Source organism: Bacillus sp. RCC_6_1 (genome assembly GCF_041360755.1).
In the GTDB taxonomy this organism is placed as follows: domain Bacteria; phylum Bacillota; class Bacilli; order Bacillales; family Bacillaceae_G; genus Bacillus_A; species Bacillus_A cereus.
Window position 1 is genome coordinate 254,067 of sequence record NZ_JBFUPV010000005.1, and the last position, 23,949, is coordinate 278,015.

Below are 23,949 nucleotides of genomic sequence, written 5' to 3' on the forward strand. Positions count from 1 at the left end.
CCTTTTTAAATAGAATAGGAGTAAATCAAATGACAAAAAAATTACAGTTATCAGCCGAAGAGATGCGTCAGTTAGGATATCAAGCGGTTGACTTGATTGTTGATCATATGAATCATTTAAAAAGTAAACCAGTTTCAGAAACGATTGATAGTAATATTTTTAGAGACAAGCTAATTGAAACGATTCCGGAAAACGGATCTAATCCAAAAGAATTACTTCATTTTCTTAATAACAATGTGTTTAATCAAATTACTCATGTGGATCATCCTCATTTTATGGCTTTTGTGCCAGGTCCTAATAATTATGTTGGTGTATTAGCAGATTTTTTAGCAAGTGGGTTTAATGTATTTCCTACAGCTTGGATAGTAGGTGCAGGTGCCGAACAAATTGAATTAACGACAATTAACTGGTTAAAATCAATGCTAGGATTCCCTGATTCAGCTGAAGGACTATTTGTCAGTGGTGGTTCCATGGCTAATTTGACTGCACTTACTGTAGCGAGACAGGTCAAGCTGAATAATGACATAGAAAATGCGATTGTTTATTTTTCTAACCAAACTCATTTTTCTGTAGATCGAGCACTTAAAGTATTAGGTTTTAAACAGCATCAAATTTGCCGAATTGAGACAGATGAAGACTTAAAAATTTCAGTTAGTACTTTAAGAAAACAAATAAAAGAAGATCGATTAAAAGGGAAAAAACCATTCTGTGTTATTGCTAATGCAGGGACAACGAATTGCGGAGCGGTGGACTCCCTCGATGAATTGGCTGATGTATGTGGTGATGAAGATATATGGCTACACGTGGATGGGGCTTATGGGGCTGCAGCAATTCTCAGTGAAAAAGGAAGGGAGTTATTAAGTGGAATTCATCGTGCCGATTCTTTAACGTTAGACCCGCATAAATGGCTTTTTCAGCCTTATGATGTTGGTTGTGTACTTATTCGAAATAGCCAATATTTAAGTGAAACATTCCGTATGATCCCAGAGTATATTAAGGATACAGAAACTAATATAGAAGAAAAAGTGAATTTTGGGGAACGTGGAATTGAACTTTCTCGTAGATTTAGAGCATTAAAGGTATGGCTTTCTTTTAAAGCATTCGGAGTTACAGCTTTTCGTGAGGCAATTGATCATGGCATTATGCTAGCTGAACAAGTTGAAGAGTTTTTAAGGAAAGAAAAAGATTGGGAAGTAGTAACACCTGCCCAATTAGGAATTGTTACTTTTCGTTATATTCCATGTGAGCTAACATCTACAGATACAATTCATGAAATAAACAAAAAATTGGTGGAAGAAATTAATCAAAGAGGATTTGCTATGCTAAGTACGACTAAATTAAAAGAAAAAGTAGTAATTCGACTTTGCTCTATCAACCCAAGAACCACAAAAGAAGAAATACTTCAAATCATGATGAACATAAAAGCATTAGCAGAGGAAATAAACACATCGCCTAAACATCTTATATCTGTTTCTCAACCTTGATATATTAGGCGGATTTTACATATTAATAGCCGATTCTTATTTAGAATCGGCTATTATATTTAAATGATAAATACATATATACTATTTATAAGTGTTTCTCTTGTAATGGGATTAAGCCTCAACCTTGGATACTCGTTTGAAACCAGTCTTTATTGCTTGTACTATTTCGTTCACAGCATAAATAGATACATCGGCATTTGGATTTAACCCTTCAAACCAGTGATAGGCATTTGGATATAAATGAAACTCCACATCAACACCAGCTTGTGCTAGTTTGCTTACATAGGTTAATGTTTCGCTGCGGAATGGATCTAATTGACCAACAAATGTGTAAGTATACGGTAAGTCACTATAATCCTCAGCTCGAGAAGGTGCTGCATAGGCAGGGATTTGATCCGTTCCATACATTTCTCCTAAATACATTTTCCAGCCAGCTTCATTTGCCTTTTGGTTCCAAACAAATCCCTCTTTAATTTCATTCGCTGAAGGTGTATCATTTCTGTCATCAATCATTGGATATAGTGGCATTTGTAAACAAATTGAAGGATATTTTCGATCTCGTGCTAATAATGATAATGCTGCTGTTAGTCCACCGCCAGCGCTTACTCCTGCAACCCCAATTCGATTCGAATCAATGTTTAATGACTTTGCATTATCAGCAATCCATTTTAAAGCTGAATAACAATCCTCAATTGGTGCTGGGTAAGGGTGTTCAGGTGCTAAGCGGTAGTCTACAGACACGACCACACAGCTAGCTTCTTTTGCAAACCTCATACAAGTATCATCGTTATCATCTATAGACCCTAAGATATAACCTCCACCATGTATCCATAATAAGACAGGTAAAGATTCATGATTTGATTTTGGACGATAAATTCGTAATGGTAACGGATTATCATCAGGCCCAACAATGACTTTATCTGTTAAAGAAAGAGAGTCATCAACAACGGTAGGTGGTCTCATTTGAGCTATTCCTTCTCTGATTGATTGCAAATTTTCTGGGCGTAAATCGAGATCCGGAAACATCTCTAATCCTTGTAATAATTCTGGATTTACTCTAGTTTTCATTTTAGCACCTCTATTTGTAATTGTTTTCAAATAAATGAAGTGTATTCTAAGTAGTTTAATTGTGAAAGAACACCACAATTAAATTGTAAATTGGATATGTTATAACGGTCAACAGAATATTCGGAAATTAAAACCTTTCTCAAGAAGGAGTTTCATGCAATCAATAATACAAGTAGTGGATTTAAGAGCAAAGTGGTTTAATGTCGTTGTAATTATGTACATTAGAAAAATTTATTTTTGAGTCTAGAAAAGGATTAGATTCTTTTCTAGACTCATGAAGAATTATGAAAAGCAAAATTTTATAGATAGTTATCTTAAAAATAAACAAAGAGAGAAGAACTAGCCAATGTTCTTCTCTCTTTTTCATATGTAATTAGGGTATCCATAACTGTAAATACGGATGGTATAGATTTATAGATGAATAATTTATTTTTAAATTAATAACGTAATACATAAAGATTTTTGTATGTAATATTGCATATACAGGGACCACTGGTGAAAATGCTGAGCAATGTTTTTCCATATGGTAAATTAGTTCCTTATTTATTTTATTTCATTTTCAATCGTGTAAGGCTTGGGGCTAAGGTTTACAAAGGTGACTAGTAAAAAATATAACAATATAAGTATAAGATTTTGTACTTAGTAATCTCGCGATTTAAGGCATGACATTGGATAAGTGTGGGGAGTTCAATCGATTTTGAATAAAATCAATAGTATCAGTTGCAATTTTTTTACGTTTAAGAACGATCCCGGCATGCCCGCATGTATAAATATATCGTGGAGGTCTTTCCCAAGATTCCCACAAGTAGTCTGTATCCTCAGAATGCACATATAGATCATGCTTACCTGAAATTAATAAAATATTTTCTTTTTTTACTTTTGGCAATGCTTGACTCGGTTCAGTGATTTTCCAATAATCTATTAAATCATCATACGTAACACCATGATGTTCCAAGTCTTCTCTAATAAATTTACCTGGAGTTGTATTCCAAATCGAATAAGAAAGTCGATTTGCATAGAAAATGGATGCTAATACATCAATTTCTTCTTCAACAAGAGAGGTTAAGTTAGTAATAAATCCGCCTAAACTAATTCCTATTAGAATCAGGGGCCCCTTTTTATTTGCTTTAATCCATTTAATCAAAGCTCGTAAATCAGCTACCGCTTGTCTAGTTGCTTGTAATGTTCGTTCAATATTTGCACTTACCATATACTCTCCACTGAATAAGGATTGATCGGGTTTTCTTTCAAAATGATAGGGTAGAGTGAAATAATACATATTCCACTTCAGGCTGGTCATATGATCGTGGAATATTTTTTTCACACGTTCGTTAGAATCCATTCTCCAACCGTGAACAAAGATAACATGAGGTGCATTTTCATTTTTATGTAAGAATAATTCCCCAGTTACAGAGTCGTTGTGTGAATCACCGGATTGAACCGAACTTTTATAGTTGAATTGCCCAACTATGTATTCATTTTCCTGCTTTGAATGCTTAATGTCAAAATGAAAATGTGATGGTTTTACTTTATAAAAAGATTCTATGTTCTTTATATTTAATGAAGTGTTAGAAAGGGAAGTAAACTGAAACGCTACACTTCTTTTTTTGTGTAAATCATATAAGGCGTACCGATCAATGAGTTTTGAAAAAATCAAATTAACCTCCTCCAAAATACATATTGTTTAAAACATAGACAAAATTTATGTTTTAAATTAATTAGGAAATATTCTCTTTTCCTAATAGTAGGTGCTTGAATTATAAAAATAGGTGATAAATTTGCATATTATATTATAAAGCTTACAATAAATAATTTATACTAAAATTTAAGAAGTAAGTTAATATTCTTATCCTTATAAAAGAATGTTAACTTGTTTCTTTTCTTATTAAAAGATGTAATTTCTATGAGGAACTTAACAATTCCCATCTAGATATTCACAAATAGCTTCTCTATATTTATTGTATAGAAATTATACAATAAATATATTTTTTATATTATATACATTAAATTAAGCTTAACCTCTCTTTTCTATAAGTCTCTTAAATTGACTAACTCCTTACCAATATTCAAAAACGACTGCATTTTTGAATTTGTGTTCTAGTTTTTCTTGAACAGGTAAATGAATAACTACACATAAACTCCTTATATCTCTAGTTAAACTACCGATTAGCTCCATATAAACTCTAGATAACCTATATAGAATACAAGTTATCAAGGAGGTAAGAAAAATGAATTTTATGAAACGAGCAATTCTCAGTATGAAAAAAAGGATAGGAACATCATTAATTTTGATGGCAGTTTTTCTGATTGTTACAAATTTGGTTCTTTCAGGTTTCACAATCCAAAATGCATCAAAAAAAGCAGCGGATGCTGCAAGAAAAAAACTTGGTGCAGATGTTACTTTAGGTCTTGATTTCGACAAAATAGGTCAAAAAGCTAAGGAAACTGGAGAAATGCCAAATCCGCCGCAGCTCGATGCAAAAGAAACAGATCAATTAGCGAAGTCCAAGTATGTAAAAGATTATAATTACATAGCTAACACTTTCGGTATTTCTGATGGGCTTAAACTAGTAGGAGCTTCAGAAGGAGAAGAAGAAGGAAAAGGTAAAGTGGGAATGACGGCTGCGCGAGGCGGTTCAAGCTCTGGTACAGAAATAGATATGAATGCTTCTTTTATGATTGAGGGAGTTCGCAAGACTGCATTACAAGAAAGCTTTAAAAACGGAAAAAGTAAAATCATTGATGGAAAACCAATAACAGAGCAAATGAAAGATCAGAATGTAGCTTTAATGGAAAAACGATTAGCGGAATTAAACAATTTGAAAGTAGGAGACAAAGTTAAAGTACAATCAGGGGATAAGAAGGAAACTCTTGAGGTTGAAATTATCGGCATTTACGAAACAAATGAGCAAGCAATGGGTCAACAGGCTCCTCCTATTATGGATCCAGCTAATAAACTATATATGCCGCATTCAACTATGAAAAAATTAGAAGTAGACCAAGGTATAAGTAGTGGTCAAGTCGTGTATTTCTTGAATGATCCACAATATATTGATGCATTTAAAAAAGAAGCAAAAAAATCTAACATTGATTTTAATTATTATAAATTAGATGCGCATGATTCATTGTACAAGCAAATGATTGGTCCTATCGAAAATATCTCTTCGACTTCTCAAATGATTATTTATATTGTATCGATTGCAGGTGCAATTATTTTAGGATTAATCATTATGCTATCAATTAAAGGACGTCGTAAAGAAATGGGAATTCTATTGTCTATTGGAGAGAAAAAGTGGAAATTGATAGCGCAATTCGTAGTAGAAGTAGTGTGTGTCGCTATTTTAGCATTTGGATTATCCATAACAACAGGAGCTAAAGTTTCTCAATATATCGGAGATAATTTACTTTCGAATGAAATTGCTACTGCAAGCGAAGAAACAGATACTTCGCAACATGGTACTGTAATGATGGCTGGATCTGGTGGTACTCTACAAAATCAAAAAGAAGAACCAATTGATAAAATTGATGTAAGTGTAACAGGAGAAGATGTAGGGAAAATGGGTGGAATTGGACTAGCTATTGCTATAATAGCAACGCTTCTTCCAGCATTATCTATTCTACGTTTAAACCCAAAACAAATTCTTTTAAAAGATGAATGAGGAGGCTTAATATGGAGACGATTTTACAGTTTAAAAATTTGGATTATTATTATGAAAGTAATGGGAAAAATGTAGCGATACTAGATAATGTTAACTTTTCTTTTCAAAAAGGACATTTCTACACGATTTTAGGACCATCTGGATCTGGTAAAACCACAACTCTGAGCTTAGGTTGTGGACTGGATGTCCCTAAAAATGGTTATGTACTGTATAATGGTAAAGATATTAGAAAAATTGGCTTGGATCGATACCGTAATCAAAATGTATCTGTAATTTTCCAATCTTATAATTTGATAACCTATATGACAGCTCTTCAAAATGTCTTAACAGCAATGGAAATTACGGGTGTTAAAGTGCAAAATAAAACAGCAAGAGCATTAGAATTGTTAGAAAGGGTAGGACTCACAGAAGTTGAAGCGAAACGAAACGTCCTGCAACTAAGCGGCGGACAACAACAGCGTGTAGCAATTGCTCGAGCACTATCTTGTAATGTTGATTTACTGATTGCAGATGAGCCGACAGGAAACCTCGACGAGGAAACTGCAATGGATATAATAGAACTATTTCAAGAACTTGCACATAAAGAGAATAAATGCATTATTGTTGTGACGCACTCACAGGAGGTTGCTAAAAAATCAGATCGTGCAGTGTATTTAAGTAAGAAGAAGTTGGTCGTAAATGAAATCTAATATAAACATCGTAGCTTTTTAATTCACATAATTTTCAAAATCTAGACCTTTCAAAAGCTTATATTTGATTTATAATAAAATCAAGCCATAATCAAAATGGTCTCCCTGTACTGAATGTTAAAATAGTTTGTTGTTCCCGTTTTAATAATATAATAAAAAGAACTTGTAGGATATTCTACAGGTTCTTTTTATTATAATTGGTTACCTATATCATGGGATAATCACACATAAAAAACGGGACATTACCTAGATGTATGACCTAAATATCGTCCCGTTTACCTACTCTGTATAGTTATTGCAGAATTAAACCTACAATCATAATTAAACTAAATACTATTATCCAACCAAACGCACAATAGCCAAAAATTCTAATCCATTTAGGTAATTGATGCATGTTAATTTTATTTGTGGGAACTCCTTGCATAGAAAACATCATTTTTTGATCTCTATCTCTATTATTTTGTTGTTCATACATACTATCATCACCTTTCCAGAACTATTGCGTTTATAGTATATCAGCCTAAAGAAAATTATGTACAGAATAAGAAGGGATAGCATAAATATTATGTGGTGAATTTTATAAATAAATGCATTTAATTGCCATGGTTCTAAGCGCTAATTCGTTATAAATACTGAAAAAGAGCACTACATAAATAGGACTCATTTTCTTCAAATATTAAGTTGCTGGATATAAATCAGAACCAAGGTAACGTTCTTTTATAATTTGAAGATGATGAAGCTCATGACCAGCAATAATGTATGCTAATGCACGAACTGTAACTTCAGAATTATTCGCATTTCCTCTTTGTGACCAAGCTTCTTTATCTAAGCTTCTAAGTAAATGCAGGGTAGATTGGCGAACAACTATTAAATTCCCAAGAAGATCTTGCATAGATTGCTTATCAAAAGCAGCTCTAAGAACATACATATCATCAAATGAAAAACCTGTTAATAAGTTTATACTTACTATAAAAACAAACAAACTCGTCCTATTTAAAGGAGAGTTTGTTTGTTTTTATGTTTAGATAATGGAATACTCATGCAAAATTGCACACTATGTTCCATATTTTTCATTGAATACTTTATATCTAGTGTTTCAAGAATTTGTTTAACAATATATAGCCCCAAACCATTTCCTCCAGTATTTCGATTTCTTGATTTTTCAATTCGATAAAATGGTTTGAAAATTTGTTGTAAATCTTCATCTTTAATATTGACACCTGTATTTATAATTTGCATTTTGATTTGACCTTGTTTCGAATCCTCACTTAACTTTATATAGACTTTTTCATTATGTGGTGAATACATAACCGCATTGTGTATAATATTTTTACATGCTTTTTCTAAAAGAGCACAATCTGTATAAATAGAAAGGTCAAAATCAATTTCTTTTATTATTTCGATGTTTTTTTGAGAAGCAAAAAATTCGAGATCTTTTGTAATTGTACCTATTAATTTTGAAAGATTAACTTTCTCTACTTTTAGTTTGAAGGTGTGTTGTTCTAATTTCGATACGCTTAAAATTTCACGAACTAATTGTTCCATACTTTCAATAATTTGATGATTCTTCTTTAAATATTGATCGCGATTTTGATAAGGGCCAATATTGTATATCATTCCTTCTAAGTATCCTTTCATTACAGTAAGAGGGGACTTTAATTCATGTGCTACAATCGCAAAAAACTCTCTGCGTTTTGTTTCTATTTCTCTTTCTTTTTCAATATCATTCTTTAATTGTTCATTTGCTTTTTTTAAATCAAACATAGCTTGTTGTAAGTTAATAGACATGTCATTCAAACTATTAGATAATTCTCCTAACTCATCTGTAGAGCGAACCTCAATTTTTTCGGAGAAATCTAAATTTGCCATCTTTTGTGCACCTTCATTAATATAAATAAGTGGCTTTGTAATAAACCTGGAATAAAAATAAGCACTCCCTATACCAATAACGAGCACAATGATACTAATATAGGGGAGAAAGCGTACTAAAACCTGTGAAGCTTCATCAATCGGTTGAAATGTAGCAAAGACTATAAGCGTTAAACTACCATCTTGGAATTGAATTGGTTTCGTAACATTATATGAATTGCTGAGGGTACTTGCATTCTCGAATCGTGTTGCTTTAGTAACTACTGTTTTTTGCGTACCACTTTGAATAAAAGAAAATGAAGGAGAGTAAATAATTACTCCTTCTTTATTTTGAAGATAAAGCATCGCATTATTTTTTTTGGCGTATTCATCAAAAAGTGGTATCGCATCTTGAAACGTAAGATTTTTAGACTTATCAATGATTTCGTTTATCCCTGTTTGAAGTTGATCTGTTTTATATTGCTCATAAAACGTAGGGAGAAAGAAGTATAAAGTTAAATAAATCAATACTGCAAAGGATAATAAAATGAGAGATGTAGTCATAAAGAGTTTATAAGTAATTTGCTTCATTTTCATGAATTTTACAATACTATTCATCAATTTTATAACCAATACCCTTTATTGTTTTAATATAAGGGATAGCTAATTTTTTGCGTAGGTTTTTAATATGTGTATCAATTATTCGTGTTTCTCCAAAATAATCGTAACCCCAGACTTTCTCTACGATATTTTCTCTTGTGAGTACTTTTCTCTCATTTTGAAATAGTAGTTGTAGAATTTCAAACTCTTTTGTCGTTAATATAATTTCAACGTCATTTACATATACTCTATATGCATCCACATCAATACGCACTTCTTTAAATATCAAATGATTATTTACATTTTTATCATAACTTCTTCTAAGTACAGCTTCGACTCGTCTAATCAAAACATGAAATGAAAAGGGCTTTGTTATATAATCATCGATCCCAAGGTCGAATCCTTTCATTTGATCTTCCTCTTCTTCCAACGCAGTTAGCATAATAATTGGTACGTTTGACTGACTTCGAATCATTTTAGAAACTTCAAACCCATTAAGATTGGGCATCATGACATCTAGAAGAATTAAATCAAATGATTGCTTATTAAATTGTGTCATACCCTCTAGTCCATCTGAAGCGACTATCACTGTATAATGCTGCGTCATTAAAAATTGTTTAATTAATTCCTGAATTTCTTGATCGTCCTCTACCACGAGAATATGATAGTTTTTCATAATATCACCTCTGGTAGTCATTATAGCCGTACTATCTGGAGTTTATGTGGAGATACAATAGGAACTTCATAGGACGTTTAACGTATTAGCTTCATTTTCAAGAATGTGTATTCTCCAAAAAAATATGATTAGCCATATTCCTTTTTATGAAAAAATAATTGTATGCTTGAAAAAACTTATCGTATGAAAAGCTGAACGATTTATATTTCTAAAAAACCAATGTATAATATTGGGAACTGCATGTGATTTCTTAAACTGTGTGAACATATACTTTCGCTACTTACTAGAAGGGGAAACGGAAATGAATTTCAATATAAAAAAAGCTAGCGAGATTATAGAGTGTACTTCACAAACTTTAGAGTTTTTTGCTAATTTAGTAAACGATTAAGGTGTGAACTAAGGATTATTTAAATCATGCGAGAAAGGTTGTGAAATTATTTGATGGGTTATAAAGCGATGCTGTTTGATTTAGATGATACATTACTTGATAGGGATAAAGCAGTAGAGGCATTATTTTTAATTGTTTTAGAAAAGTGTTATGAAAATGTAGATGGTGCGGCTAAAAGCAACATGTTACAGAAATTCAAAGAATACGATAAAAGAGAATATGGCATAAGTAATAAAACGACAGTTTTAGAATCATTGTTTGATGAATTCACGCCAAGGTATAGATTGCCACGCAATTACATCCAAGATTTTTGGAATAATAATTTCCCTAGATGTTTTTCAATAGACCAAAATACTATTCATTTCTTAAATCAAATAAAGAAGCACTTTAAAGTTGGAATTATAACAAATGGCTCAACTCAGAGGCAAAAAGCTAAAATATTTAACACGAATTTAAATAGGTATTTTGAAACAATCATTATTTCTGAAGAAGTGGGATTTAGTAAACCTGATAAACGTATATTCGAACTAGCATTAGATAAGCTAAATTTACAACCGGAAAATACTTTATTTGTTGGGGATGACTTAGAAAAGGATATTGCTGGTCCTCAAAATGCAAATATAAAAGGTGTGTGGTTTAACCCTCAGAAAATCAAGAATACTACCAAAATACAACCATATGCCGAGATTAACACTTTGGATAGTTTGTTAAGTTATGTTACTCCACAATATTTTTATAACAAGTAAAAGTAATTCCATATATATATTCAAAAATATAAAAAAAGAGAAACTATCATTAATTTCATTGACCGTATTAGCAATAAAAAATATATACTTACAATAAAAAATAGGAGCGATTTTAATAGCTTTGGCTAATTTAATCTATGATTAATACAAAGTTTTGTAAAACAATTTTACTCATACTGTGTAAATTATAAAGGGGTGGGACTATGGAAATAAAGAAAGTAGTAATCGATGGAATCAATATTGCGGTCATTAGAAACGATAAGGTATTAATATCGGATGTTCAGTCTGCATTAGATACTATGGCAACAGTTCAATATGAGGTAGATGCGAAACATATTATTATCCATAAATCTTTAATAAGTGAAGATTTCTTTGATCTAAAAACACGGCTTGCGGGCGATATCCTTCAAAAGTTTATAAACTACAAGGTAAAGATTGCTATTGTTGGAGATTTCTCTATGTATACTAGTAAAAGCTTAAAGGATTTTATTTATGAATGTAATAAAGGAAAAGATATTTTTTACTTAGCAACTGAACAACAAGCAATTGAAAAACTAAGTACATTAAAGTAATAATTATATCCTGCTAAATTCCCCCATTTCACTTAGTTCATGATTATATACGATATAGAAGAACTGATGTTTGTGGTAAACTAAGAGATGAATAAAGGGGGAGTTTTCTTGAACAATTTTAATGATACGATCCGAGATTTAAACAATATAGTTTACAAACCTAACAATTTAATGATTACGAATCTAAAAGAAGAAAAGCAAAACGCAGAATATGCAGGATGTTTATTCCACTTAAATAACAAAACCATTCGTTTTAGAAAATCAAAAGTTACTCCTAATAAAATTGGTCAATTTGTTTCTTTTTGGGAGAAAGATGAAAATATGCGAAATAGAGCTTTCTCTTATGAAGCTGCTCCTGATTTATTAGTAATCACTTGTATTGCTGATAATAAACTAGGACAATTTATTTTTCCTAAAGAGATTCTTCTTAAAGAAAAAATATTGAGAACACAAAGTCAAACAGGGAAAATGGCAATGAGAATTTATCCTGTTTGGGATACCACTGTTAGCAATCAAGCTAAAAGGAGCCAAACGTGGCAACTTCACTATTTTGTTGATTTAAGTGATATTAATAATTTGCCTATAGATAAACTATTAAATTTATATTCGTAGCTTTTGATTTTCCCCAAAAAGAAGTAATTACAGAAAAGACATTTGTAATGACGCCTTCTATTAATTTACCTTGTGAATCGTAATTTTTGTACCGGTACAGTTAAATGAAATGTACATTGTTACAGTGCCCCTTAAAATTTACAATCAGCATATATTATTTAAACTTATAAATTTTTTAGGGGTGCTAATTATGACAAGTTTACAAAATCAGCTTTTCACAAGATTAAATCTTAAAAAACGTAATGAAGTAACGTTTGAAGAATTACCTACTATACTCTTTTCATTTGCACACACTATACCATTTGAGAATTTAGATGTTATAGCACGAAATACGAATCAAATCTCTCTGGAAAACTTACGAGAGAAAATTTTAACTAGTTCCCGTGGTGGACTTTGCTACGAATTAAATACTCTTTTTTACTATTTCTTAAGAGACTGTGGCTATGATGTACAACTGGCATTAGGTACGGTTTATAAAAACGATATAAATGCATGGGCACTTGAGGATGGCCATATAACAATTATTTTAACTTATGATAATGTACAGTATTTAATTGATGTAGGTATAGCTTCGTTAGTACCTCTTGTTCCTGTACCTTTTACTGGTAAGTCTGTTTCTTCAAAAAATGGTTCGTACCGGGTGAGACGAAAAGATACGAGTAAGGGAAATTATGTTTTAGAAAGAATAGATACTGATGGAGAATGGAAAGTTTGTCATGCTTTTTATAAACATAATATTGATGAGATAATAGTAAACGATGTTCAAAGAAGAGTGATAGAAGATGAGAAGTCTATTTTTAATAAAGGACCAATTGCAGTAAAGTTGACGAACTCCGGTCATATTTCATTAACGAATACAAGTTTAACTGAAGCTATTCGTGGGGAAAAAACTAAGCATGAAATTACAGAAGATCAATATAAAGAGTTTTTATATACTTTATTTGCTATTAAGTTATGAATAATAAAGATAGCCGGTTCTTATTCAGAAGCGGCTATCTTTATTATTTTTGGTGTAAATGGTTTTCTTCTAATATGTTTCGGAAACTGCGGTATAGTTAGTGTTTTTAATGTTTTCTCAGCTTCTTCATATGTATGAAAAATTGGTTCTTTTCCATCATCCCCTTGTAAAACTAGCCCTTCATCTCGAATTACATATGGCATAAAACCACCCCATCTAGTAAAGAATTATGTTCTTTTGCAGCAGAATAATACGATTTAAAGTTTGATTTTCTTAATACATATAATACACTAGAACAGTACGAAAAAGTATGTACAATGAATTTTGAATGTAAAGGAAGATTATTATGTCAGTTATTGATAAATTGAAACTTAATAAGTATACAAATATGGTCGTTATTAACGAACCAAGTGATTATGACATTTTTACAGGTAAAGAAACTGCATTCTCAAAAGAACACGATGCTATCTTTATATTTGTAGAAACGCTTGATGAAATGGTGAAACAAACGAATTTTATTATTAGTAATGAAGAATTACTAATTGAAAAAGGTTACGTATTCTTCGCATATCCGAAAAAAGGTAATGCTCGTTATAGTACGTTTATTCACCGTGATGAGATGTTTCCGGCATTAAACGTTGGAGAAGATGGTTATGTGGGAGAAAGCGACATTAAATTTGCACGAATGGTAAGTATGGATGAAGTCTTTACTGTTGTAGGTTTAAAACGCGAGAAGAAAAAAACAACGAAAACATCTGCTATGAGTCAATGTGTTGCCGATTATGCAGATCGAATTAAAGATGTTGAAGCATTATTAGCTAATCATCCGAATGAACTTAAGTTTTATCAAAGTTTAACGCCTGGATATCAGAAAGATTGGGCACGTAATCTTTTTTCTGTAAAACAAGAAAAAACACGTGAAAAACGTCTAGAGAAAATGATAGAGATCCTTTCACAAGGCTATAAAACAATTGAATTATTCCGTAAGAAGAAAAAATAATGATTAAGAAAGTCACAATGCTGCAACAATTAATTGTGATGAGTACATTGAAAAAAGCATTCCTTCCATTATACTAAGGAATGTTCTTATATTTATATAATTAGCAAAAGAGAAAAGGTGTTTGAAATGAAATCGTATATTGTAGTTGGATCTGGAATTTTAGGAGCGTCTACTGCTTATCATCTTGCTAAGGCAGGTGCGAATGTTACTATCGTGGATCGCCAACAATTAGGACAAGCAACTGATGCAGGAGCAGGTATTGTATGTCCATGGCTATCGCAGCGTCGTAATAAAGCATGGTATAAAATTGTTAAAGGCGGTGCACGTTACTATTCTTCGTTAATTCAGCAATTAGAAGAAGACGGTGAAACTGACACAGGATATAATCGTGTAGGTGCAATTAGTTTACATACTGAAGAGAAAAAGTTAGATCAAATGGAAGAGCGAGCTTATAAACGACGTGAAGATGCCCCAGAGATTGGTGAAATCACTCGCTTATCAGCTGAAGAAACAAAAAAATTATTCCCAGCATTATCAGACGAATATAGTTCTGTTCATATTAGTGGTGCTGCACGAGTAAATGGAAGATTATTACGCAATGCATTAATAAGTGCTGCGAAAAAACATGGTGCAACTTTAATAAAAGGCGATGCTATATTAGTCCGTGAAGGAAATCATATTACGGGAGTTACAGTAAACGATGAAACAATTTTAGCAGAAAAGGTTATTGTAACTGCAGGCGCATGGGCGAATGAAATCTTGAATCCATTAGGAATTAATTTCTTAGTTACATTCCAAAAAGGACAAATTGTTCATCTGCAAATCGAGAATACAGCAACAGAAAATATGCCAGTTGTTATGCCACCGAACGATCAATATATTTTAACGTTTGACAATGGGCATGTCGTAATTGGTGCAACACATGAGAATGATACTGGTTTCGATCATCGTGTAACAGCAGGTGGTTTACATGAAGTATTCCATAAGGCATTAGCAGTTGCACCTGGCTTAGAAAATGCTACAATGCTTGAAACGAGAGTTGGATTCAGACCATTCACACCAGGATTCTTACCTGTTATCGGACCACTACCTAACTTTGAAGGAATTCTCGTTGCGAATGGATTAGGAGCTTCGGGTTTAACAGCTGGTCCATACTTAGGAGCGGAACTTGCTAAATTAGCGCTGGGACAACCAATTGAGTTAGATTTAAATGATTATGATGTTGCTGGCGCAATTGAATAATATAGGGTACTGCTAACATTTAGGAAGAACCATGCTAAACAAATTCGACAAGGAATAAGCAGTTTTCCCTCTGTTAAGAGTAAGCCTGTTTATGAAAAATAAAATTCTTTAAAAATAGAAGGCCGACATTATAAACCTGCATTAATAATGTAGAATTGTGATGTCGGCTCTTTATTTATATTTATTTAAAACTTATTTTTTGAGAGGAGCTTAAGCAATGAGAGCGCCATATCAAGTATTGATATTTCCTTATATAAAAACTACTGATTCCATTCAATATGCTATTTTCAACCGAAGTGATTATAGTTATTGGCAAGGAATAGCTGGTGGCGGAGAAGTCGGTGAGATTCCTATTGAATCAGCAAAACGGGAAGCGTTTGAAGAGGCTGGTATTACAAGAGAATGTCCATATATACAATTAGATTCTGTGTCTTCACTACCAGTAGAGGATGTAGTTAGAGGATTCCTTTGGGGAGAAGAGGTTTATGTAATAAAAGAATTTTCTTTTGGAGTTAAAGTCCCTACAAAAAACATATCATTATCTAAAGAACACTTTAATTATAAATGGTTATGCTTTGAGGAAGCAGTAACGCTTTTGAAATGGGATAGCAACAAAACAGCATTGTGGGAATTAAACAAAAGACTATTAAAACAATAAAAGTTTTTGCTAACAAAAATAGTTGTGGAAGAAGAATTGAACCATTAACAAACCCTTGCTACACTTCTAAACAATATTTTATAGATTTGGCATGGGTAATGAACGAAGAGAACTTGCACGAAGAAAAGCCCTATACAGTTGCCTCTGAAAAAATGAAAATAGTTAGAAATATTTTTATATCGTACGGTTTTTGACTATGAATAACGAAATAAATATTAAGTATTCAACAGTTCAAATAAAACGAGTCAGCTTTTTATTTTAGGAAGAAAGATGACTCGTTTTATGCTAAAATTCGCTTAGTGTATATTTTCGTTAAAATGTGGGTGGGCCCCCTTTTAGCAAAACCGGAGTGGGAATGATGAGTATAAATAGTTTTGTGGGATTGATAAATGACGAATTATTAAAAGAGGTAAGTATAAGAAGTGAGGATGAATTCGAGCCTGTAGTAGTTAAAGATATTCCTAGACTTTGGAAGTGTTTAGGAACAGGTAATTATGCCGCAGTATTCATGCACAAAGAATACAAAGATTGGGTAGTGAAAGTTTACGTGCGAGAAGGAGAAGGAATTGAAAAAGAGTCAGAAGTATACCGAAGAATTGGAGATCATCCTTCTTATTCAAAGCTTATATATAAAGGGGAAAATTTCATAGTATTGAAACGTTTAAAAGAAATTACCTTATACGATGCTATTCATAAGGGTATTAAAATTCCTAAGCAAGTAATACTTGATATTAATGAGGCTTTAGAGTATGCGAGGGAACAAGGGTTAACTCCTTGTGATGTTCACGGGAAAAATGTGATGATGGAAAAAGGAAGGGGATATGTAGTCGATGTATCTGATTTCTTAAAAATAAAAGAAGATAGTAAGTGGAGAGATCTAGAAAAGGCATATTTCACCTTTTATTTTCCTTTCATATATAAATTGCCTTTCCCGGTTAAAATACCGTATTTTATGTTAAACATTGTTAGGCGTTCGTATAGAAAATATAAGAAGCTTAAAAAGAACTTCAAATTATAAAAGGACCATATATGTTCCTGAAAACGAGTTAAATTCACATAAATAACTTTAGAAAAATTTCAAATTTTGTTTAGGGGCTATTTCAAGACCTTAGCTTGCTGGGCATATGGTGTTACCTCAAAAAATAAAAAGATTAGGAGTAAATCCTAATCTTTTTATTTATACATATTTTTGTTAGTTATATCACTATCAATTCCAAAACGGGACATTTTGAATAAATGAAACCGTCAAAATAAGTGTTGATGTGGAACCAGCAGTTACTAAAGTTACTATTTTTCGTCCATTCTGTTCTTTTGAAGGTTTTATAAGTTCTGTAATTAACACAATCCATATTATGATAGATACTATTGAAATAATATTTATAGACATATGTAACACATCCCTTCGTGTTTTTACATAAATATTTCTTCTTTTATAAAATAAAAGCAATTTAACAAGAAAATATGTAACGCATTAAAAATCAATATTTTTCTGTTAAACCACCTTTTTTAAATAGAAATACGACTGATAAAACGATAACAACAGCCTTCAAACTGCCCCAATATGGATAAATAGCATGATCTGTTAGACTAGCATGCTGAAAAATATTCTCTAAACCGAAAATTCCTATCATGACTGCTAAAAGAAATGAAGCTGATCCATACGTCCCTTTACGATAGAGGGTAAATAAATAGACTGTGAAAATCAGTGGTAAGATGATTTGTAGTACGATTATCATAGTTCGTCCCCCAGATTATTTATAATTATATTATATACAAAATTGTAATAAAAAGGAATGCGACTTATTTGATACTAACAGAACTACTCTAATCATATTCTTCTATAAAAAAGAAGAAAAAGGGGTGTACAGTTAATTGACAAAAGTTAAAGTTAGTTTACGACCCATTGTTCATAACGTAAATTTACCAACTGTATTGAAAACAACGATACTTCCAGGTGAATCGACCGAAAGACTATTTATCGCAACTCAATTAGGGGAGATTTTTTACATAGGGGACGGAGTTATAAAGACATTTTTAGATATTCGTCACCTAATTATTAAATTAGGTACATTTGAAGAAGGTGTTTCTAGTAGCGGTTATGATGAACGCGGATTGCTTGGACTTGCGTTCCATCCACAATTTTATCAAAATGGGTTATTTTATCTTCATTATTCAGTAGCTGGAACTCAAGGGCCAGGTGCATTTTCTGAGCAATTTAAACCGAATCCTTGTGACCCTAAAACGTTAAATTTAAAGTGGTTTAATAGAAATACGCAATATGATCACATTGATACAGTGGAAGAATGGACTTTACAATCTAATGGTCAAGCTCAAAAACGACGAACATTACTGAATGTAAGAAGACCATTTTTTAATCATAACGGAGTCAATAGTTTAAACTTTTCACCTGAGACTGGAAAACTTGTTTTTACAAATGGAGATGGCGGATCAGGTTATGATCCATTTAATTTAAGCCAAGATGATTTAGAAATATCAGGAAAAATAATTGAAATCGATGTAAGTAAAAATACATTTATAAATAACCCTCCTGTAGTTACACGCTTTAATGAACTTCCTTTATCTATACAAGAAACACTTACAGTAATTGCAAAAGGAGTACGTAATATAACTGGCATTTCATTTCAAAGGTTTTATAATCAATATATCAAATACGCCGGAAATGTCGGACAAGATATTGTAGAGTCTATTTTTTCATTTGTTCAATATAAACCTATACCGGTAACAGAACTTGTTCAAATGCATTTTATGAGGTTAACTCTCAATCAAGATGGGTTTATCAATTTTGGGTGGCGAGGATGGGAAGGGGATTTGCCTACTTCTTTTATACGACATTGCTCTGAGAATCAGACTTTGGATGAGAGAACAATGGTTTATTATGATGAAACAATACAAACTTCAGTGAAGCGTATTCTGCCTCTACTTAGTTATTTTCATAAAGATTCTAGAACAGATAAGTTTGGAGGAACTTCACTTACAGGAGTTCAGCCATATATGGGAAATGCAATTCCAAATTTAACAGGTAGCGTTGTTTTTACTGACCTTGCCAAGAAAGGAGAATCTCAGTCTCCAATTAAGGGTGTTTTAGCCTATACTAGAGCAGGTACAGACGGTAAACATGCTGACTTTCATGCTATTGAAACCAATTATGATTTTGGTACGCAACCAGCTTATTATATGAGTTTAGGAACAAATTCGGATCAAACTAAATTATATTTAGGAGTTTACAGTTCTATGAAAGTAACTGATTATAACAAAGGTACCATTTTTGAAATTATTCCTTGATACGATATAAATTCTCAGTTTAAAAACATAAAGAGTTTATTCTGCTTCCAAAACGCACAACTTGACTTGTCCCCCTAAACATCTTCAATCTATAAGTATCTATTTTATATAGTGATTTATAACTAGTAGAAAGCAACTCATAAACCATAAGTGTATGAATAATATAGAAAGTAATGAATGTGGTATCTTTAGGGGGTATTTTAATGAATTGGTTTGTACGTTATTGGTATCAACTGATGATAGAACATGATACGAGCTTTGTTCATAAAAGAAAATTGTCCCTTGCGAATAAGTTAGTACTTACAGCTTTGATGAGTGCATTGACCACCATGTTTCAAGCAGCTGGGAACTTAGTTCCTGGTATAGGTTTGCTCATTAGTCCATTTTCGACATTACCGATTTTTTTTGCTATTTTCTATTCTATTCGTGAGGGAATACTTTCTTATATTCTTACTATTTTTCTATTATTTATTATTGAGCCCAGTGAACTAATTGTCTTTCCTTTTACTACAGGCTTATTAGGTCTAGCCTTAGGAGTATCCTTTTTAAAATTAAAGAGGAGAATTTGGATTGTTTCTTTTTCAGCAACTTGTCTACTTATAGGTATTATGATTGTTCTCGATGTTTTCCACTTTCCGGTACTTGGTCCTGCTTTTCATACAACTATGGATATAAAAATTATTTTATCAATATTTATAATGAGCTTTCTATACTGTTGGATTTATGCAGGTTTTTGCAGAATAATGATGAATAGATTATATAAAGTGTTGTATTGACAATGGCATAATGAGGATTGGAGATTGAATTCATGACTAACGTTGCAGTTAGAAGACCGAATTTGAATGATGTAGATGAACTATATTTATTTTTCCGTATAGTTATTACGAATACATACAAAGATGAAGGATTGTCACAATTATTAGATGACATAGAAAATGAAATTAACTCAAAAAAGCAGTATTTGAAAAGTGACTTTGATAGTAACGGAGAAAGTCGTTACTTTTTATTAGCAATTGATACAAGTAACGATAAAATCATTGGAACAATCGAAATCGGTCCAGCAAGTACATTGATTAATAGTTGTACAGGTGGTGTACTTAAAAATTTGTATGAAATAGGAACTGTATTCATACTTCCGGAGTATCAGAGAAAGGGAATAGGGAGTTTATTACTACATACAATGTTTCTTACATTACTTAGCAGAGGGATAACAGAATATTGTTTAGATAGTGGATATAAAAATGCGCAAAGTATATGGATGAAAAAGTTTGGAAAACCTAGCTATGTATTGAAAGATTACTGGGGAGAATCCAGTGATCATATGATTTGGAAGAAAAGTTTACATGATACACCTATAATATTTGAATTATAAAATGAAATATGCCTCTGAACATAGCTTTTCTTACTTATGTATGCTATTATTTATCTTTATAATAAAAGAGGACGTGAATGAACTTGATTAAAATTAATATTCCTGAAGCTGATGTTTCAATTACTGAACGTAAACAAGTTATTAAAGGAGACGAGCCAATCATTACTCCAATTAATGGATTTATTGATTTCCACTTGTTCCCTAGAGATAAAGGCGGCATTTTTATGTTTTACAATATTAATGACGAACTTCTTTTCGTAGGTAAAGCTCGTAAAATTAGACAACGTATTAAGAAGCATTTTGAAGATAATGTTTCACCAATTAAAAATCACCGTGATGAAGTATACCGCATTGATGCATGTATCGTAGAAGATCCAACAGAAAGAGAAATTTACGAAACATATATCATTAATGAATACAAAGCGAAATATAACGTTGATAAAGTATTCTACAAATAATCAACATTAATAAAAAGCAATCCTAGCTAATATGCAAGGATTGTTTTTTATTTAGATTTATTCTTCATATCTTTCTCCTTTTTTCAAATGATTAGCAGCAACAAAACAGATTACACCTATAAATATAAGTACAATACCAACCGTTTTATGTTTTCCCTCAAAGAAAGGAATATCTGAAATAACATTTGTCATACATAGTCCTAAAAATACAAGGATAGGGCCCACCCAAAGTAATACATTACCGAATTTTGTGTGCTTCCACATAATAACCCTCCTTAACCCTCTTTACATATATATCCATAAATAAAAAGTAAATTCATAGAGAAATATAGTTTTTTTCATATCGAAAATTTAACCCTCATATATTGGTACAAGCAAAAGAGAAAGGAGACCATCATGAATTGGTTAGAAGCTTTCATACTAGGTATAATTCAAGGTTTAACAGAATTTTTACCAATCAGTAGTACCGGACATCTTTATTTAGGAAGGCATTTGTTCCGATTAGATGAGGCTGGCTTATTTTTAGATACGATGCTGCATATTGGGACTTTACTTGCGGTTTTTATTTATTACAAAAAAGAATTTATATATTTAATTAAAAACCCATTTTCAAAGCTCATGTTATTACTTATCGTTGGGACAATACCCGCAGTTGTAATTGGTTTATTGTTTAAAGACTTCTTTGAAGATATTTCAAAAACAGGAATCACGATCGGTTGGGAGTTTTTAGTGACCGGATTCTTTCTCTACATGGCAGATAAACAAAAGAATGGTCGTAAAAAAATGGATGACATAACATATAAAGACGCATTAATTATCGGTTCATTTCAAGCTGCTGCTATTTTTCCAGCCATTTCCCGTTCTGGAATGACAATTGTCGCTGCATTATGGAGAAAATTAGACCGTGAAACTGCTGCTTACTTTTCTTTTTTACTATCGACACCAGCCATCGTTGGAGCTATCATTTTGCAATTTGTAGACGTTTTTCAAGGGAAAGCAGAATCTATTTCTAGTACATCTTTAATTGTCGGAACGTTATCAGCAGCGTTTTTTGGATACATAGCCGTTTCATGGATGATTCAATATTTAAAACGTCACTCCTTAAAAGTATTCGCGTATTACGTATGGGGATTAGGTATTTTAATTTTAATGTTGCAATTTACTGATGTATTTTAAGTATAATGATAAAGAAGTTAATTAGTTTAAGATCCTGTTTCATTCATACAAGGCAGGATCTCTTTTTATTAAGGGGGAAAATATGTTTAATAAGGCTATCGTTATTGGTGGAAGTATGGCAGGAAAGTTTGCAGCAAAAGCATTATCAACTTCTTTTAAAGAAGTAATCATTATAGAAGCTGATGAAAGGTGGGATGGAAAGTCTTCGAGAAAAAGAGTTCCACAAAGTAATCATCCTCACGTGTTATTAAAAGGTGGAGAAAACGCAATTGAAGAATTGTTTCCTAATATTACGAATGAATTAATAGAAGCGGGTAGTATTATAAACAATTTTACGCGTGATTTGAAATGGCATCAATTCGGTCTATGGAAACAACCGTTCATAGGGGAAGTACATATGATTCAACAAAGTCGTCCTTTGCTAGAATGGCATATTCAAAAACGAATACATCAAATTTCAAATATTACTATTAAATATGAAACATTGGTTAAAGGGTTATTGGTAGATGCAAAGCTTAACAAAGTGTGTGGAGTAAAAGTTAAATATTTAGAGACAAACACACAAGAAGAAGTTCATGCGGATCTTGTAGTTGATGCGAGTGGATTTGGCTCAAAAAGTATAGAGTGGCTACGAGAATACGAAATTAAAGTACAAGAAGAGAAAGTTCGTATTGATTTATTTTACGCAACGAAAATGTTCAAACTTAAAGAAAATGAGGAGTTAGACTGTTGTAATATGCTAATGTCTCCTAGTTTCCCTGATAACCCTTATGGCGTTCTTATTCAAACGATAGAAGATAATCGTTATTTTGTTACTTTTAGTGGATACGCAAATGAGAAAGCACCACAAACAGATGATGAGTTTTATGATTTTGCTGAAAATCTATCAATTTCTAATGTTACAGACTTCTTAAATAAGGCTGAGGGAATTACTGATATAAAGACATACAAAATTCCTTATCAAGTACGCCGGCGATTTGATTTAGTGAATAATGTACCAGAAGGATTATTAGTTATTGGAGATGCGCAATGTCGTTTTGATCCCGTTTTCGGCCAAGGCGTATCAGTTGCTGCTATGGAGGCTCACCAATTGCAATTACTTTTGCAAGATAGAAAACAACTTGATAAAACATTTACACAACAATTTTATAAAAAGGCAGCTACTATAATAGAAACTCCTTGGGATATGACAACAACAGAAATATCACGTCACCCGCAACTAAAGAGAGAATTAACTACAAAACAAAAATTTCAACTATGGTATACGAAGCAAATATATCGACTATCCGCAAGTAATTCTGATGTTTATATTCGGTTAGTACGAGTGATGAATTTAATTCGTAGTCCATTTCATCTCTTTCATCCGAAAGTGCTACTATCTGTATTACTTAATCGAAAGAAATAGCAGGAATATAATTGATTAAAAAAGAATGTATAACA

At 32.1% G+C, this 23,949-nt stretch carries 26 protein-coding genes and 1 pseudogene; 17 read left to right on the forward strand and 10 right to left on the reverse strand.

Going from position 1 to position 23,949, the window contains the following annotated elements; translation table 11 throughout:
* Positions 1-29: 29 nt before the first annotated feature.
* The gene (locus tag AB6801_RS17845; protein WP_000162820.1) at positions 30-1,484 is read left to right on the forward strand and encodes a pyridoxal phosphate-dependent decarboxylase family protein; all 1,455 of its coding nucleotides are present in this window, start codon (positions 30-32) and stop codon (positions 1,482-1,484) included.
* Between the two features lie 111 nt (positions 1,485-1,595).
* Here AB6801_RS17845 and AB6801_RS17850 read toward each other — a convergent pair whose 3' ends face one another.
* Both AB6801_RS17850 and AB6801_RS17855 read right to left on the reverse strand, forming a co-directional pair.
* Positions 1,596-2,552, reverse strand: a complete 957-nt coding sequence (locus AB6801_RS17850; protein ID WP_000857943.1) for an alpha/beta hydrolase — start codon at positions 2,550-2,552, stop codon at positions 1,596-1,598.
* A 655-nt stretch (positions 2,553-3,207) separates the two neighbouring features.
* Positions 3,208-4,209, reverse strand: coding sequence for an alpha/beta hydrolase (locus tag AB6801_RS17855; protein ID WP_000577702.1), 1,002 nt, complete (start codon positions 4,207-4,209; stop codon positions 3,208-3,210).
* Between the two features lie 571 nt (positions 4,210-4,780).
* Between AB6801_RS17855 and AB6801_RS17860 the strand changes: the two genes are divergently transcribed.
* A complete protein-coding gene (locus AB6801_RS17860; RefSeq protein ID WP_001010215.1) occupies positions 4,781-6,211 on the forward strand; it encodes an ABC transporter permease in 1,431 nt (476 codons plus the stop codon).
* A gap of 11 nt (positions 6,212-6,222) precedes the next feature.
* Positions 6,223-6,900: an ABC transporter ATP-binding protein gene (locus AB6801_RS17865; RefSeq protein ID WP_000447855.1), complete on the forward strand. Its 678-nt coding sequence runs from the start codon at positions 6,223-6,225 to the stop codon at positions 6,898-6,900.
* 292 nt (positions 6,901-7,192) lie between these two features.
* Here the strand turns inward: AB6801_RS17865 and AB6801_RS17870 are convergent, their stop codons facing one another.
* From AB6801_RS17870 to AB6801_RS17885, 4 genes and pseudogenes are all read right to left on the reverse strand, one after another.
* Complete coding sequence (locus AB6801_RS17870; protein WP_000273232.1) at positions 7,193-7,375, reverse strand: hypothetical protein; 183 nt, start codon at positions 7,373-7,375, stop codon at positions 7,193-7,195.
* A 201-nt stretch (positions 7,376-7,576) separates the two neighbouring features.
* A pseudogene (locus AB6801_RS17875) lies at positions 7,577-7,852 on the reverse strand (DinB family protein); the annotation flags it as partial.
* A 41-nt stretch (positions 7,853-7,893) separates the two neighbouring features.
* On the reverse strand, positions 7,894-9,366 hold the full coding sequence (locus AB6801_RS17880) for a sensor histidine kinase (RefSeq protein ID WP_370941113.1): 1,473 nt from the start codon (positions 9,364-9,366) through the stop codon (positions 7,894-7,896).
* Positions 9,359-10,024, reverse strand: coding sequence for a response regulator transcription factor (locus AB6801_RS17885; RefSeq protein WP_000800726.1), 666 nt, complete (start codon positions 10,022-10,024; stop codon positions 9,359-9,361). The genes AB6801_RS17880 and AB6801_RS17885 overlap by 8 nt, the downstream gene beginning before the upstream one ends.
* Before the next feature lie 441 nt (positions 10,025-10,465).
* On the opposite strand from AB6801_RS17885, the gene AB6801_RS17890 reads away from it, so the two are divergent.
* The 4 genes from AB6801_RS17890 (at position 10,466) to AB6801_RS17905 (ending at position 13,300) form a co-directional block, all read left to right on the forward strand.
* Complete coding sequence (locus tag AB6801_RS17890) at positions 10,466-11,158, forward strand: HAD family hydrolase (protein ID WP_000540714.1); 693 nt, start codon at positions 10,466-10,468, stop codon at positions 11,156-11,158.
* Between the two features lie 203 nt (positions 11,159-11,361).
* Complete coding sequence (locus AB6801_RS17895; RefSeq protein ID WP_000403462.1) at positions 11,362-11,730, forward strand: DUF4180 domain-containing protein; 369 nt, start codon at positions 11,362-11,364, stop codon at positions 11,728-11,730.
* Positions 11,731-11,838: 108 nt separating this feature from the next.
* Positions 11,839-12,342 (forward strand): MepB family protein, encoded by a 504-nt coding sequence (locus AB6801_RS17900; RefSeq protein WP_001058767.1) that lies wholly within the window; start codon positions 11,839-11,841, stop codon positions 12,340-12,342.
* 190 nt (positions 12,343-12,532) lie between these two features.
* Positions 12,533-13,300, forward strand: coding sequence for an arylamine N-acetyltransferase family protein (locus AB6801_RS17905; RefSeq protein ID WP_000202805.1), 768 nt, complete (start codon positions 12,533-12,535; stop codon positions 13,298-13,300).
* Between the two features lie 20 nt (positions 13,301-13,320).
* On the opposite strand, the gene AB6801_RS17910 is transcribed toward AB6801_RS17905, so the two are convergent.
* Positions 13,321-13,503: a hypothetical protein gene (locus tag AB6801_RS17910; protein ID WP_001147161.1), complete on the reverse strand. Its 183-nt coding sequence runs from the start codon at positions 13,501-13,503 to the stop codon at positions 13,321-13,323.
* 143 nt (positions 13,504-13,646) lie between these two features.
* Between AB6801_RS17910 and AB6801_RS17915 the strand changes: the two genes are divergently transcribed.
* The 4 genes from AB6801_RS17915 (at position 13,647) to AB6801_RS17930 (ending at position 17,218) form a co-directional block, all read left to right on the forward strand.
* Positions 13,647-14,300, forward strand: coding sequence for a YdeI/OmpD-associated family protein (locus AB6801_RS17915; protein WP_000110844.1), 654 nt, complete (start codon positions 13,647-13,649; stop codon positions 14,298-14,300).
* A 126-nt stretch (positions 14,301-14,426) separates the two neighbouring features.
* Positions 14,427-15,542 carry an NAD(P)/FAD-dependent oxidoreductase gene (locus AB6801_RS17920; protein ID WP_097998995.1) on the forward strand — a complete coding sequence of 372 codons (1,116 nt, stop codon included), beginning with the start codon at positions 14,427-14,429 and terminating at the stop codon, positions 15,540-15,542.
* Positions 15,543-15,759: 217 nt separating this feature from the next.
* Complete coding sequence (locus AB6801_RS17925) at positions 15,760-16,200, forward strand: NUDIX hydrolase (protein ID WP_001202618.1); 441 nt, start codon at positions 15,760-15,762, stop codon at positions 16,198-16,200.
* Positions 16,201-16,558: 358 nt separating this feature from the next.
* Complete coding sequence (locus AB6801_RS17930; RefSeq protein ID WP_000026533.1) at positions 16,559-17,218, forward strand: protein kinase family protein; 660 nt, start codon at positions 16,559-16,561, stop codon at positions 17,216-17,218.
* Between the two features lie 189 nt (positions 17,219-17,407).
* On the opposite strand, the gene AB6801_RS17935 is transcribed toward AB6801_RS17930, so the two are convergent.
* Positions 17,408-17,587: a hypothetical protein gene (locus AB6801_RS17935; protein WP_370941114.1), complete on the reverse strand. Its 180-nt coding sequence runs from the start codon at positions 17,585-17,587 to the stop codon at positions 17,408-17,410.
* A 91-nt stretch (positions 17,588-17,678) separates the two neighbouring features.
* A complete protein-coding gene (locus AB6801_RS17940; protein ID WP_000587708.1) occupies positions 17,679-17,936 on the reverse strand; it encodes a hypothetical protein in 258 nt (85 codons plus the stop codon).
* A gap of 136 nt (positions 17,937-18,072) precedes the next feature.
* On the opposite strand from AB6801_RS17940, the gene AB6801_RS17945 reads away from it, so the two are divergent.
* The 4 genes from AB6801_RS17945 (at position 18,073) to AB6801_RS17960 (ending at position 21,333) form a co-directional block, all read left to right on the forward strand.
* Positions 18,073-19,503, forward strand: coding sequence for a PQQ-dependent sugar dehydrogenase (locus tag AB6801_RS17945; protein WP_370941115.1), 1,431 nt, complete (start codon positions 18,073-18,075; stop codon positions 19,501-19,503).
* Between the two features lie 203 nt (positions 19,504-19,706).
* On the forward strand, positions 19,707-20,279 hold the full coding sequence (locus AB6801_RS17950; RefSeq protein WP_097998991.1) for a YybS family protein: 573 nt from the start codon (positions 19,707-19,709) through the stop codon (positions 20,277-20,279).
* 32 nt (positions 20,280-20,311) lie between these two features.
* Positions 20,312-20,875: a GNAT family N-acetyltransferase gene (locus AB6801_RS17955; protein ID WP_000185958.1), complete on the forward strand. Its 564-nt coding sequence runs from the start codon at positions 20,312-20,314 to the stop codon at positions 20,873-20,875.
* Positions 20,876-20,952: 77 nt separating this feature from the next.
* Positions 20,953-21,333, forward strand: a complete 381-nt coding sequence (locus AB6801_RS17960; protein ID WP_001048941.1) for a nucleotide excision repair endonuclease — start codon at positions 20,953-20,955, stop codon at positions 21,331-21,333.
* Between the two features lie 57 nt (positions 21,334-21,390).
* On the opposite strand, the gene AB6801_RS17965 is transcribed toward AB6801_RS17960, so the two are convergent.
* Positions 21,391-21,597, reverse strand: coding sequence for a hypothetical protein (locus AB6801_RS17965; RefSeq protein ID WP_000265477.1), 207 nt, complete (start codon positions 21,595-21,597; stop codon positions 21,391-21,393).
* A 132-nt stretch (positions 21,598-21,729) separates the two neighbouring features.
* On the opposite strand from AB6801_RS17965, the gene AB6801_RS17970 reads away from it, so the two are divergent.
* A complete protein-coding gene (locus AB6801_RS17970) occupies positions 21,730-22,509 on the forward strand; it encodes an undecaprenyl-diphosphate phosphatase (RefSeq protein WP_001104298.1) in 780 nt (259 codons plus the stop codon).
* Between the two features lie 82 nt (positions 22,510-22,591).
* A complete protein-coding gene (locus tag AB6801_RS17975; RefSeq protein ID WP_000482044.1) occupies positions 22,592-23,914 on the forward strand; it encodes an FAD-dependent oxidoreductase in 1,323 nt (440 codons plus the stop codon).
* Positions 23,915-23,949: the final 35 nt, after the last annotated feature.

Coding starts and splice junctions, on each gene's coding strand:
- AB6801_RS17845 (WP_000162820.1), top strand. CDS start 30: ATGACAAAAAAATTACAGTTATCAGCCGAAGAGATGCGTCAGTTAGGA.
- AB6801_RS17850 (WP_000857943.1), bottom strand. CDS start 2,552: ATGAAAACTAGAGTAAATCCAGAATTATTACAAGGATTAGAGATGTTT.
- AB6801_RS17860 (WP_001010215.1), top strand. CDS start 4,781: ATGAATTTTATGAAACGAGCAATTCTCAGTATGAAAAAAAGGATAGGA.
- AB6801_RS17865 (WP_000447855.1), top strand. CDS start 6,223: ATGGAGACGATTTTACAGTTTAAAAATTTGGATTATTATTATGAAAGT.
- AB6801_RS17870 (WP_000273232.1), bottom strand. CDS start 7,375: ATGTATGAACAACAAAATAATAGAGATAGAGATCAAAAAATGATGTTT.
- AB6801_RS17880 (WP_370941113.1), bottom strand. CDS start 9,366: ATGAATAGTATTGTAAAATTCATGAAAATGAAGCAAATTACTTATAAA.
- AB6801_RS17885 (WP_000800726.1), bottom strand. CDS start 10,024: ATGAAAAACTATCATATTCTCGTGGTAGAGGACGATCAAGAAATTCAG.
- AB6801_RS17890 (WP_000540714.1), top strand. CDS start 10,466: ATGGGTTATAAAGCGATGCTGTTTGATTTAGATGATACATTACTTGAT.
- AB6801_RS17895 (WP_000403462.1), top strand. CDS start 11,362: ATGGAAATAAAGAAAGTAGTAATCGATGGAATCAATATTGCGGTCATT.
- AB6801_RS17905 (WP_000202805.1), top strand. CDS start 12,533: ATGACAAGTTTACAAAATCAGCTTTTCACAAGATTAAATCTTAAAAAA.
- AB6801_RS17910 (WP_001147161.1), bottom strand. CDS start 13,503: ATGCCATATGTAATTCGAGATGAAGGGCTAGTTTTACAAGGGGATGAT.
- AB6801_RS17915 (WP_000110844.1), top strand. CDS start 13,647: ATGTCAGTTATTGATAAATTGAAACTTAATAAGTATACAAATATGGTC.
- AB6801_RS17920 (WP_097998995.1), top strand. CDS start 14,427: ATGAAATCGTATATTGTAGTTGGATCTGGAATTTTAGGAGCGTCTACT.
- AB6801_RS17925 (WP_001202618.1), top strand. CDS start 15,760: ATGAGAGCGCCATATCAAGTATTGATATTTCCTTATATAAAAACTACT.
- AB6801_RS17930 (WP_000026533.1), top strand. CDS start 16,559: ATGAGTATAAATAGTTTTGTGGGATTGATAAATGACGAATTATTAAAA.
- AB6801_RS17935 (WP_370941114.1), bottom strand. CDS start 17,587: ATGTCTATAAATATTATTTCAATAGTATCTATCATAATATGGATTGTG.
- AB6801_RS17940 (WP_000587708.1), bottom strand. CDS start 17,936: ATGATAATCGTACTACAAATCATCTTACCACTGATTTTCACAGTCTAT.
- AB6801_RS17950 (WP_097998991.1), top strand. CDS start 19,707: ATGAATTGGTTTGTACGTTATTGGTATCAACTGATGATAGAACATGAT.
- AB6801_RS17955 (WP_000185958.1), top strand. CDS start 20,312: ATGACTAACGTTGCAGTTAGAAGACCGAATTTGAATGATGTAGATGAA.
- AB6801_RS17960 (WP_001048941.1), top strand. CDS start 20,953: ATGAACTTGATTAAAATTAATATTCCTGAAGCTGATGTTTCAATTACT.
- AB6801_RS17965 (WP_000265477.1), bottom strand. CDS start 21,597: ATGTGGAAGCACACAAAATTCGGTAATGTATTACTTTGGGTGGGCCCT.
- AB6801_RS17970 (WP_001104298.1), top strand. CDS start 21,730: ATGAATTGGTTAGAAGCTTTCATACTAGGTATAATTCAAGGTTTAACA.
- AB6801_RS17975 (WP_000482044.1), top strand. CDS start 22,592: ATGTTTAATAAGGCTATCGTTATTGGTGGAAGTATGGCAGGAAAGTTT.